The sequence below is a fragment of the Kribbella ginsengisoli genome (assembly GCF_039537185.1).
Classification (GTDB): Bacteria; Actinomycetota; Actinomycetes; order Propionibacteriales; family Kribbellaceae; genus Kribbella; species Kribbella koreensis.
On sequence record NZ_BAABAA010000004.1, the window covers coordinates 199899 to 211142 of the forward strand.

Annotated in this window: 11 protein-coding genes; 4 read left to right on the forward strand and 7 right to left on the reverse strand. The window is 68.8% G+C overall.

Annotated elements, in window-relative coordinates; genetic code table 11:
- The first annotated feature begins 1 nt into the window (after position 1).
- Positions 2-1681 carry a PucR family transcriptional regulator gene (locus ABD768_RS17390; RefSeq protein WP_343963743.1) on the forward strand — a complete coding sequence of 560 codons (1680 nt, stop codon included), beginning with the start codon at positions 2-4 and terminating at the stop codon, positions 1679-1681.
- Here ABD768_RS17390 and ABD768_RS17395 read toward each other — a convergent pair.
- On the reverse strand, positions 1649-2650 hold the full coding sequence (locus ABD768_RS17395; RefSeq protein ID WP_344841675.1) for an acyltransferase domain-containing protein: 1002 nt from the start codon (positions 2648-2650) through the stop codon (positions 1649-1651). The two genes, ABD768_RS17390 and ABD768_RS17395, sit on opposite strands and share 33 nt — an antisense overlap.
- 208 nt (positions 2651-2858) lie before the next feature.
- Between ABD768_RS17395 and ABD768_RS17400 the strand changes: the two genes are divergently transcribed.
- Entirely contained in the window at positions 2859-4523 is a 1665-nt protein-coding gene (locus ABD768_RS17400; RefSeq protein WP_344841677.1) for an amidase, read from the forward strand.
- Between the two features lie 83 nt (positions 4524-4606).
- Positions 4607-4807, forward strand: coding sequence for a hypothetical protein (locus ABD768_RS17405; RefSeq protein WP_344841680.1), 201 nt, complete (start codon positions 4607-4609; stop codon positions 4805-4807).
- A gap of 23 nt (positions 4808-4830) precedes the next feature.
- Here ABD768_RS17405 and ABD768_RS17410 read toward each other — a convergent pair whose 3' ends face one another.
- Both ABD768_RS17410 and ABD768_RS17415 read right to left on the reverse strand, forming a co-directional pair.
- Positions 4831-5778 carry an electron transfer flavoprotein subunit alpha/FixB family protein gene (locus ABD768_RS17410; RefSeq protein ID WP_343963751.1) on the reverse strand — a complete coding sequence of 316 codons (948 nt, stop codon included), beginning with the start codon at positions 5776-5778 and terminating at the stop codon, positions 4831-4833.
- 15 nt (positions 5779-5793) lie between these two features.
- Complete coding sequence (locus ABD768_RS17415) at positions 5794-6576, reverse strand: electron transfer flavoprotein subunit beta/FixA family protein (protein WP_344841684.1); 783 nt, start codon at positions 6574-6576, stop codon at positions 5794-5796.
- Between the two features lie 106 nt (positions 6577-6682).
- Here ABD768_RS17415 and ABD768_RS17420 point away from each other — a divergent pair, with 106 nt between their 5' ends.
- Positions 6683-7417 (forward strand): class I SAM-dependent methyltransferase, encoded by a 735-nt coding sequence (locus tag ABD768_RS17420; RefSeq protein WP_344841686.1) that lies wholly within the window; start codon positions 6683-6685, stop codon positions 7415-7417.
- Positions 7418-7460: 43 nt separating this feature from the next.
- On the opposite strand, the gene ABD768_RS17425 is transcribed toward ABD768_RS17420, so the two are convergent.
- From ABD768_RS17425 to ABD768_RS17440, 4 genes are read right to left on the reverse strand one after another with little or no spacing between them, the layout of a single operon-like run.
- Entirely contained in the window at positions 7461-8432 is a 972-nt protein-coding gene (locus ABD768_RS17425; RefSeq protein WP_343963757.1) for a hypothetical protein, read from the reverse strand.
- Positions 8425-9498 carry an acyltransferase gene (locus ABD768_RS17430; protein ID WP_344841689.1) on the reverse strand — a complete coding sequence of 358 codons (1074 nt, stop codon included), beginning with the start codon at positions 9496-9498 and terminating at the stop codon, positions 8425-8427. The genes ABD768_RS17425 and ABD768_RS17430 overlap by 8 nt, the downstream gene beginning before the upstream one ends.
- Before the next feature lie 19 nt (positions 9499-9517).
- Positions 9518-10465 carry a class I SAM-dependent methyltransferase gene (locus ABD768_RS17435; RefSeq protein ID WP_344841692.1) on the reverse strand — a complete coding sequence of 316 codons (948 nt, stop codon included), beginning with the start codon at positions 10463-10465 and terminating at the stop codon, positions 9518-9520.
- The gene (locus tag ABD768_RS17440; protein WP_343963763.1) at positions 10465-11244 is read right to left on the reverse strand and encodes an enoyl-CoA hydratase/isomerase family protein; all 780 of its coding nucleotides are present in this window, start codon (positions 11242-11244) and stop codon (positions 10465-10467) included. The genes ABD768_RS17435 and ABD768_RS17440 overlap by 1 nt, the downstream gene beginning before the upstream one ends.

Below are 11244 nucleotides of genomic sequence, written 5' to 3' on the forward strand. Positions count from 1 at the left end.
CGTGACGAATCGACCACGTGCGAGCCTCGGCCGGGTGCTCGACGATCTGGGCGCCACCCTGCTCGAACTCGTCCACGGTGACCCCGACCAGCCGGCCGAGATCGGTGGCGTCGTCATCCACGACCCACTCGACGAGCCGGTGCTCCCCCGCCACGCGCTCGTCCTCGGCGTCGGTCTGCAGGAACCTTCGGTCATCTCCTGGGTACTGCGCGACCTCGGCCGCCAGCAGGCCGCCGGACTCGTCGTCCGCTCCCCGATCGCCCCCGACGAGGCGATCACCAACGCGGTCACCGAGTCCGGCGTCGCCCTGCTCGGTCTCACCCGGGGCGCCTCCTGGGACCAGCTCGCAGTACTCCTGAGATCGCTTCTCGCCGACGGCGACGTCGGAGTGGCCGAGCCGGAAACCCTCGGCGGGATGCCCTCCGGCGACCTCTTCGCCCTCGCCAACGCGGCCGCCGCCCTCCTCGACGCGCCGATCACCATCGAGGACCGCAGCTCCCGCGTCCTCGCCTTCTCCAACCGCCAGGACGAAGCCGACCCCGCCCGGGTCGAGACCGTCCTCGGCCGCCAGGTGCCGCAGCGCTACTCCCGGCTGCTCAACGAGCGAGGCGTATTCCGCGACCTGTACCGAACCGATCAGCCGGTCTACATCCCCCCATTGCCTGTCACCAAAGGCGAAATCACCCTTCCCCGCGTCGCTGTCGCCGTCCGTGCCGGCGACGAGATCCTCGGCTCGATCTGGGCCGCCGTCCGCGACCCGCTCAGCGAGGAACGCACCCAGGCACTCTGCGACGCGGCCAAGCTCGTCGCCCTTCACATGCTCCGCATCCGCGCCGGCGCCGACGTCGAGCGCCGACTCCGCGCCGATCTGGTCAGTACTGCGCTCGAAGGCGGCGCCGGAGCCCGCGATGCGCTCGATCGTCTGGGCCTGACCGACCAGCCTGTCGTAGTACTGGCTCTGGCTGTTCCCGTCTCCGACTCGCTGGTCGGCGAGGCCGGGTTGGCCACCGAGCGGCAGCGGCTGGCCGACGCGTTCGCGATGCATCTCGGTGCCGTCCATCCGCGTTCGGCCGCCGCGCTGGTCGGCGATGTCGCCTACGGGTTGATGCCCGTCCGCGCCGATCGCTCGGATGGCGAGGAGAACGCAGTACGGATCGCCAAGGACTTCCTCGACCGGATCGGCGAACGCGTCACCGCGACGATCGGCGTCGGTCCGGTGGTACGCGAAACCTCCCGTCTCCCCCACGCCCGTGCCGGCGCGGACCGAGCTCTCCGGGTACTCCGAACAGCCCGCGGCTCACAGCGGGTCGCCCGACTGGCCGACGTACACGTCGAATCGCTCCTGCTCGAACTGCGAGACCTCATCGAGGCCCGTGGCGATCAACCGACCGGCCCGATCGCGCGCCTGGTCGCGTACGACCGCGAGCACAACACGAACCTGGTCGAAACCCTGCGAGCCTGGCTGGACGCCTTCGGCGACGTCATCGCCGCGGCCGCCGCCGTCTACGTGCACCCCAACACCTTCCGGTACCGTCTCCGCCGCCTCGCCGAAGTCGGCGCCCTCGACCTCGACGACCCCGAAGCCCGCTTCGCCGCCATGCTCCAACTCCGCGTCGTAAGCCCACCTCGGCCGTCTCGAGGTGCGGCCTCAGCTCGGCTTGCGGAGGACGCCGGTTCGTAGTTGCCAGTGTTCGCCGGCGCGGAGGTGGGAGACGAAGGCCCGTTGCAGCGAGGTCTCTTGGGGCACTCGATCCAGGTCGTCCTCCGTGAGCGGGCCATCGTCAGGTACCGAGAGATGCAGGCCGAGCCGCATCATCTCGCGGTCGCCCTCGCTCGGGTCCTTCATGGGCAGCTGCGGGAGCAGATCGAAGCGCCGCTGGAATCGGATGATGTTGGAGTCCGCGGACAGGTAGTCGGCGAGATCCGGATCGAGAAGCCACGAGTGACAGACGAACGCGGCGACGGGCTCCTCGGGATAACACCGCTCGAACAGCCGTGTCGCCTGGGCAACCGACTCCTCGGACGCCTGCGCATCGAGCCGCCCGGTCGGCGGGATGTGCATCATCAGTACGTGACCTGAAACGCCGTCGCCGATCCCCAGCTGAGCCCGCGTGAACGCATGCCGCCCGATCTCGAAATCCGTCCCCCGGAACCGCAACGGCGGACTCCACAACGGGATCAGCCCCACCCCCGCCCGCCCGAAGATCTGCCGATGCGTACTCATCACCCCACCCAGCGCCGACACCGTCGCCCTGGTCACCGCCTCCGGCACCCCACGCCGCGCATGCACCTCAACCAACCGAGGAACACAAGCCAGCAACGCCCAAGCCCCCGCAAACAACCCCACCGCCGAAGACTCCATCGGCACCGCCGGCCAAGCCTCAAACCCAGTAGACGGAACCGCCATCTCCATCTCCCGCACAACACTCTCCGCCAACGCAGCCGTAACCGCCCACCACTCCGGCTCTCTCACAGCATCCGGCCGAGCCGCCAGCATCTCCTCACGATCCCGCGCACCAACCCCACAAAACTCCATCAACCCAACAGCCTCCTCCCCCGGCAACACCAACCCCGCGTCCACATCCACACCGGCACCCGCGCTCATACCCGCGTCCACATCCGCCACTCCGCTCCCCTTCGTCGAGATCACCGCTCCCTCGACCCCACCACGGGCCGCCCCCGGCCCGCACGACTCCTGTGACCCACCTCACGCCCGACGCCGGCGCGGACGGCAAGCCACCCGGCGGACCCGGGTAGCGCCAGGGCTACCGGAGCCGTAGCGGGCAGGTGATGTCCGACGGCATGACTGGACGGTGTGCTTGAGGGAGTGGATCTCGACGACCCTGCAGAGGTGGGACATGAGGCTTGAGCGAAGCACGCCCGGGCGGCGCGGAGTACTGGCGATGGGCCTAGCCGCCGCGACGGCGCCCTGGGTGACGTCCGCAACGGACGCGGCAGCCGGCGGGACGGCGACACAGGGCCGGGCGGCCCAGGGCACGGCGACGCAGGCTGCGGGAGCGCAGCCGGATGGTCCTGGGATCGCCGAGCTTGCCCATCAGATGGTGGTGGGGCGGATTTCTGCTGTGGAGCTGACTCGGTATTACCTGGAGCGGATTGAGAGGATCGATCGGCGCGGCCCTGGGTTGCGGGCCGTGATTGAGGTCAATCCTGATGCGATGCGCGAGGCGCGGCGGCTGGATGCGGAGCGGCGTACACGTGGGGTTCGTGGTCCGCTTCATGGGTTGCCGATGTTGATGAAGGACCTCTTCGATACAGCGGATCGGATGCACACGACGGCCGGCTCGCTCGCGTTGGAGGGCGGACGGCCAAAGGTGGATTCGGCCGTGGCGGCGAAGCTTCGGGCGGCCGGTGCGGTGTTGCTCGGCAAGACCAACCTGAGTGAGTGGGCCGGCGGCATCTCGATTACCCATCACCCCGGCTGGAGCGCCCGCGGCGGCCAGACGCGCAACCCGTACAAGCTCGACCGATCCCCAAGCGAATCCAGCTCCGGTACGGCGGTAGCGGCCGCCGCGAACCTCTGCGTCGCGGGGATCGGCACTGAGACCAACGGCTCGATCGTCGACCCGGCCGCAGCCAACTCGGTCGTAGGCGTGAAACCCACCGTGGGTCTGATCAGCCGCGCCGGCATGATCCAGGGAGTACCGAGCCAGGACAGCGTCGGCCCCATCGCCCGCACCGTCCGCGACGCCGCGATCGTGCTCGGCACGTTGGTCGGAGTCGACGAGCGGGATCCGGCGACGAAGGCGAGTCGCGGGCACTTGCACCTGGACTACACGCAGTTCCTCGACGACGACGGCTTGCGGGGCGCGCGGATCGGCGTACCGCGTGAGGTGTACTTCGGGTACAGCAGCCACGCCGACGAGATCACCGAGCAAGCGATCGAGGTGATGCGAAAGGCCGGCGCGACAATCGTCGACCCAGCCGACATCCCGACAGCGCAGCAACTCGAGGACACCGAGACCTCGATCGTCGTGCAGGCGTACGAGGCCAAGCGAGCGATCAACCGATACCTGTCCACAACTCCAGGCGACCACCCGCGCAGCCTGCCCGAACTGATCGCCTTCAACCGCGAGCACGCCGACCGCGAGCTGCTCTATGTGCGCCAAGACGGGCTGGAGGCCATCCAGGCGCTCGACTTCTCCGACGCGGAGTACCGCGCGGCCTTGGCCACCAACCACCGGCTGTCCCGCACCGAAGGCATCGACGCCGTACTACGCCAGCACCGCCTCGACGCCCTCGTGATGCCGACCAGCGCACCCCCGGGCAAGATCGACCTCATCAACGGCGACAACTACCTGGGCGGCAGCTCCACCCCCGCCGCACTGGCCGGCTACCCCGCCATCAACGTCCCCGCCGGCTTCGCCTTCGGCCTCCCCGTCGGCATCACCTTCATCGGCACCGCCTGGTCCGAACCAGTACTCCTACGCCTGGCCCACGCCTACGAACAAAAATCCCAAGCCCGCCGCACCCCCACCTACCGCCCCGCCGACATCGGCCTCTAGCCCAACCCACCAACTCGCAAGCCCCAGAACGCCTAGCACCGCACGCTCGCCGGCGGCGCGGACGACTCGCGCCGACGGCGGCGGTGACCGGCTACTGGCTCCGCGCGAGGCGAAGCGGCGGGGTCGCCTCCGACCAGACGCCGCTGGCCGAGCGGGACTGGCAGCAGCCGCGGCACGAGATCGCCGACCCGGTCGAACGAATCAGGTTCGCCAGCGCCACCGGCCTGATCATCAGCAACTCGCGGACGACAGCGCCCGGTCGGCGGGGCCGGACCGGGCGCTGATCACTTCATCTGGTTCAGATGGTTCAGGACTTGCGCTTGGTGACCTCTTCGGTGGTGGCGGGGAGGACCTTGTGGAGGTCGCCCACGACGCCGAAGTCGACCAGCTCGAAGATGGGGGCTTCCTCGTCCTTGTTGATCGCGACGATGGTCTTCGAGGTCTGCATGCCGGCCCGGTGCTGGATGGCGCCGGAGATGCCTGCCGCGATGTAGAGCTGCGGCGACACGGTCTTGCCGGTCTGGCCCACCTGGTAGGCGTGCGGGTACCAACCCGAGTCGACTGCCGCCCGGGAGGCGCCAACCGCTGCGCCCAACGAGTCGGCGAAGGCTTCGATCGGGCTGAAGTCACCACCGGTACCGCGGCCACCGGAGACGATGATCGCGGCCTCGGTCAGCTCCGGGCGGCCAGTGGCCTCGCGGGGCTTGGAGTCGGTGATGCGGGCCGTCTTCGCGCCGTCGGAGATCGTGACGTCGAACTCCTCCACCTCCGGCGAGGTCTCGGCCGCTTCCGGGGTCGCAGCGTTCGGCTTGACCGTGATGATCGGCGTGCCGTGGGTGACCTTGGCCTGGACCGAGTAGTTGCCGGCGAACACGGACTGCGTGGTGACCGGGCCCTCCTGCACGTCCACGGCGTCGGTGATCAGGCCGGAGTCGAGCTTGACCGCCAGGCGGGCGGCGATCTCCTTGCCCTCGGAGTTCGAGGAGATCAGGATCGCGCTGGGCTCGATCTTGGCCGCGACCTGCTGCAGCGCCTCGGCCTTGGGTGCCACCAGGTACTGCGTGAGCTCGGGGTCGGTCAGCGCGATCACCTTGGTCGCGCCGTACTGACCGAGGGCGGGCAGTGCGTCCTGCACGTTGTCGCCGATGAAGACTGCGACGGGCTCGCCGAGGCGGCGTGCGATGGTCAGCAGCTCAGCGGTCGTCTTGCGGACCTTGCCACCGGTGTGGTCGACGAGAACGAGAACGTTCGACATGAGTTTGCTCGCCCCTCAGAGGAACTTGTTGGTGGACAGGAACTCGACGAGCTGGGCAGCGCCGCTGCCGTCCTCGTCGGTGACGATCGTGCCGGCCGACCGCGGCGGGCGGGCGGTCACCTCGGTGACCTCGGTCCACGCCGAGGAGGCGCCGACCTGATCGGGCGAGATCTCCAGGTCGGCCAGCGACCAGGTCTCGACCGGCTTCTTCTTCGCGGCCATGATGCCCTTGAACGACGGGTACCGCGGCTCGCCGGACTGGTCCGACACGGACAGCACGAGCGGCAGCGTGCCCTCGATGGTGTCGCTGGCGGTGTCACCGTCCCGGCGGATCGTCACGGTGTTGCCGTCGACGGCGACCGACGAGCCGAGCGTGACACCGGGCAGCCCGAGCCGCTCGGACACCATCGCCGGCACGACGCCCATCGAGCCGTCGGTCGACGCCATCCCGAAGACGATCAGGTCGGCCTCGAGCTTGCCCAGCGCCTTGGCCAGGATCAGCGAGGTCGCCACGGCGTCGGAGCCGTGGATGCCGTCGTCGTTCACGTGGACGCCGGCGTCGGCGCCCATCTGGAGACCCTTCTTGATGGCGTCGGCAGCCTGCTCCGGCCCGACCGTGAGGATGGTCACCTCACCGTCGCCGGCTTCCTTCACGGTCAGCGCGGTCTCGACGGCGTACTCGTCCAGTTCGGACAGCAGCCCGTCGACCCCGGCGCGATCCACCGTGTTGTCCTCGGAGCGGAAGCGGCGATCCGCCGTGGCATCCGGCACGAACTTCGCGCAGACGACGATCTTCATAGCGTGTGGGACCCCTTCTGGTTAACGGTCTCTCCCAGCCTGCCACGGATGTTACTCGCGAGAAACATATGACGCGTGCGAGTCCCATCACAGTTACAGTCACCTGGTGACCGAGACGTTACCGCTCACCGGTGAGAGAACAGCCCCCGGGATCTGGCATGAGAACTACTGGTTCGCGCGCCACGAGGCTGCCTATCGCTGGATCACGGCGAATTGGCTGACTTCCGAGACCCGCCGCGCCCTCGACGCCGGCTGCGGCGAGGGGTACGGCGCGGACCTGTTGCACCGGGCCGGAGCCAGGCAGGTGTTCGGTCTCGACTATGAAGGTACGACGCTTCGCCACGTCGCCAAGGCTTATCCACAAGTCAATCTGGTGCAGGGCAATCTCGTCCAGACCGCCTTCGCCGACGACGCCTTCGAGTTGCTCGTGTCGCTGCAGACGATCGAGCACCTGTGGGAGCAGCCGCGCTTCATCACGGAGTGCGCGCGGATCACAGCGCCCGGCGCCACGATCGTCCTGAGCACTCCGAACCGGCTGACCTTCCCGAGCGGCAACTGGTATCACACCAGGGAACTCACCGGCCCCGAGTTCGTCGAGCTGGTCGGAGCGGACCTGGAGGTCGTCGAGACGCTCGGCCTCTGGCACGGCGACAAGCTGACCGCGTGGGAGCGGGAGCACGGGTCGTGTGTGGACGCGCAACTCGCGTCGGACCACACCCAGTGGCCGGCCGACCTGGTCCAGCTGGTGAAGGAGACCAGGTACGACGACTTCGTGATCCGGCCGGGCGACCTCGACGACAGCCTCGACCTCATCGTCGTCGCCCGGCCGCAGACCACGTAGGCGGACCAGCCAATACGGGGGCCGCGGCCTGACGGCGTACAGGTCAGGGACGGATGAAGCGTTCGGCGATCTTGCCGATGATCAGGTAGACGAGCGCCGCGATCCCCCAGTTGACGAGCAGGGTGTTCTTCGCAGTCTCGAGCCGGAAGAGGTCCTTGAACGGGCCCACCAGGTCGTGCCCGCGCTCCAGCACCCACTTCACGATCTCGTTGCTCTGGTTGGCCTGGTCTAACGCGGTGAAGAGAGCGCCCAGGGCAAGCAACGCGGCCGCGATGACGGCGATCAGCCAGACCAGCGAGGCCAGCAGGTTCCGGAAGCGCTTGACGCCCGAACCAACCGCGGACAACGCGGCCTTGCCCGAGCCGGAAGAAGACGTCGCGGTCTTCTTGGCCGCGGCGGCGACAGGTTTGACGCCGGTCTTGGGCGTGGTCGCGCCCGGTACTGCGGCAGCGCTCGGCGCGGCGGGTTGCCGGGTGACCGGCTTCGTCACCGCCGTATCGTCCTGAGGCGACTCGGCGGCGGCCTTCTCGCGGGCCTTCTGCTCGGCGACGATCTCGGCCGCCGTCTTCGGTTTCGCGGGCTTCGTCGCGGTCGCGGTGGTACCGCGTGCGCTGGACGCCTCGGCGGACGTTGCGGTCGCGGGAGTCTCCTCAGCCTCCACGTCCGGTGTCACCGCCTTCTCGGCATCGGCGGTCTTGGCCGCCTTGTCGGGTTGAGTACCCACGTCGTCCATCTCCTCAGCCGGGATCGGTTCCTCGTCCGTCACCGGTGCCGGGACCGGCGGTTTCCTGCGTCGGTTGCCCGGTACCGGGCGCGGCGACAGTTTGCGCCGCACCCTCCAGATCGGTGCGGACGGCACGCCGTCCGCTGACTCCAACGTAGCCAGATCCACACCGTCCGTCACATCCGCCACCACGATCGGCACCGGATCGACCGCCCGGTGCCGCGCGTCGGTGATCGAGCCGTCGGCGGCCGCCTGGTCCAGGATGGACCCCTTGTCCGCCTGCTCAGCCACGCTGCGTCTCCTCTTCGGCTACTTCCGGGACATAGTGCACGACTGGCGAGTAACTTGAGAACCCCCTGGTCATATCTGCCTTATCACCAGTTGTCCCGACGCTGTTACCCCTCGCGTCCTCTTCCACTGCAAAAGTCAAAGGATTCTCTGTCGGCGAGCGTTGGCCGGACGCGGCGGACGGCTTCGCCTGGGTCGGGTCGGCCTGCGCCGAGGAGGTGGTTTCCGAGCCTCCGTCTGCACTGGGTGAGCCGAGCGGGCCGGCCTCGCTGGAGCGGCGCGGCTCTGCCGTCGGTGCGGTGTGGCCGGCTTCGCTGGAGGGGCGCGGCTCTGGTGTCGGTGTGGTGTGGCCGGCTTCGCTGGAGGGGCGCGGGGGTGCTGTGGGTGGGGGGTGGCCGGCTTGTAGGCGGGCGGTGGTTTCGGCGTTGGATTTGGCCAGGTCTGCGAGGTAGGCGCGGCGGGGGGCGTCTGCCTCGTAGCGGGTGCGGCGGTCGCGGACCACCTCGGCGGGGACGCCGACGGCTACGGAGTACGCCGGGATGTTGCCTCGGGCAACGCTGTTGGCGCCGATCACCACGCCGCGGCCGATGTCGGCGCCGCGGGTGACGGTGACCTTGGTGGCCAGCCAGCAGTCGGGGCCGATCCGGACCGGTGACTTGACCAGGCCCTGGTCCTTGATCGGGAGGTCGAGGTCCTCGGTCTTGTGGTCGAAGTCGCAGATGTAGGTGCCGTCGGCGATCAAGGTCGACGCGCCGATCTCGATGTCGAGGTAGCAGTTGACAGTGACGTCACGGGCGAAGACGACCTTGTCGCCGATCCGCAGGGTGCCCTCATGGGCACGCAGCCGCGTCTCGTCACCCAGATGCACCCACTGCCCGAGGATCAGCCGCCCGTGCCCGGGCCGCGCGACGATCTCCAGTTTCTTGCCGAGGAAGACGAATCCCTCGGTGACGACATGGCGGTGCCGCAGCTTGAACCAGCCGAAGCGCCAGTAGCGCTTCAGGTAGTACGGCGTCCACGCCCGGTGGCGCACCACCCAGCGCAGATTCGCCGCCGTCAGCAACCGCATCCGTCCAGTATGTACACCGCTACTGGGCGACACCTGTGATGGACACGTTGTAGTAGAGCTCATCGGGTACGACCTGAGACAGAACCTTGTCGACCTTCGACAGTTGCAGCCAGGACTTGTACGCGAACATCCGCCACCCGAATCCGAGCTTCTCCTCCGGTACGGCGGCCTCGAACGTCCTGATCGGCCACCCGACCCAGGCCGCGAGCAACTCCTCGGTCACTGTCCGTACGTCGACAGCGCCGGCGCGCGACGCCATCCGAGCCAGCGTGTCCGGGTCGAACGTGTGCAAGTCGACCACGGCCTCCAACGCAGCCGCCCGCGACGACTCGTCCAGCTCCGACTGCGGCCGGCGCCAATGCGACAGCGCCGGCAGCTTGGTCACATTGGTCGTCGCCCACCACGTGAACCGCGACAGCCGCCGCGCCACGAAGTCGCCGTACCGGGTGGGCTCGCCGCAGATGACGAAGCGGCCGCCCGGCTTGAGCACCCGGAGCATCTCGCGGAACGCCAGCTCGACGTCCGGGATGTGGTGGATCACCGCGTGCCCGATCACCAGGTCGAAGGTGCCGTCGTCGTACGGCAGCTTCTCCGCGTCCGCGACCTTGCCCTCGATCGCGAAGCCGAGCGTGTCCGCGTTGCGCTTGGCCGCCTCGACCATGCCCGGCGACAGGTCGGTGACATGCGCCTCGGCCAGTACGCCGGCCAGCTTCAGGTTCAGCGTGAAGAAGCCGGTGCCGGCGCCGATCTCGAGCGACTTGCCGTACGGCCAGCCGTCGGACCCGGCGACGTCGGTGAACCGGTCGCGGGCGTAGTCGACGCAGCGTTCGTCGTACGAGATCGACCACTTCTCGTCATAGGTCGACGCTTCCCAGTCGTGGTAGAGCACCTGGGCGAGCTTGTTGTCGTTCCACGCGGCCTCGACCTCTTCGGCGGTGGCAGCGGGCTTCGAAGCAGACGTGGTCATCAGATTCCCTTGAACTCGGCCTTGCCGGGGCCGTTCTCGACAAAAGACTTCATCCCGATCGTGCGGTCCTCGGTGGCGAACAGGGCCGCGAACTGCTGCCGCTCGATCTCCAGCCCGGTGTGCAGGTCGACCCCGAGCCCGGCGTCGATCGCCTCCTTGGCCGCGCGCAGCGCCAGCGAGGCCGCCTTGGAGAACTGCGAGGCCCAGGCAACAGCGGCGTCGTACACCTCGGCAGCCGGTACGACCTTGTCGACCAGCCCGATCTGCAGCGACTCGGCCGCGTCCACGAAGCGGCCGGTGAAGATCAGGTCCTTGGCCTTGGACGGCCCGATCAGCCGCGAGAGCCGCTGCGTGCCACCGGCGCCGGGGATGACGCCGAGCAGGATCTCGGGCTGGCCGAGCTTGGCGTCGTCCGCAGCGATCCGGTAGTCCGCGCACAGGGTCAGCTCGCAGCCGCCACCGAGCGCGTAGCCGGTGATCGCCGCGACGGTCGGCTTCGGGATGGCGGCGACCGCGTTCAGCGCGGCCTGCAGCGGACCGGAGCGCTTGACCATGTCGGCGTACGACATGTCAGCCATCTCCTTGATGTCCGCGCCGGCTGCGAAGACCCGCTCGCCGCCGTAGATCACGACGGCCCGCACCGCGTCGTCGGCGGTCGCCGCCAGCGCGGCGTCGCGGATCTCGTCCTGGACCTGCACGTTGAGCGCGTTCATCTTCGGCCGGTCCAGCCGGATCGTGCCGACCCCGTCGGCCACGGTCAGGTTGACGAACTCACCCAT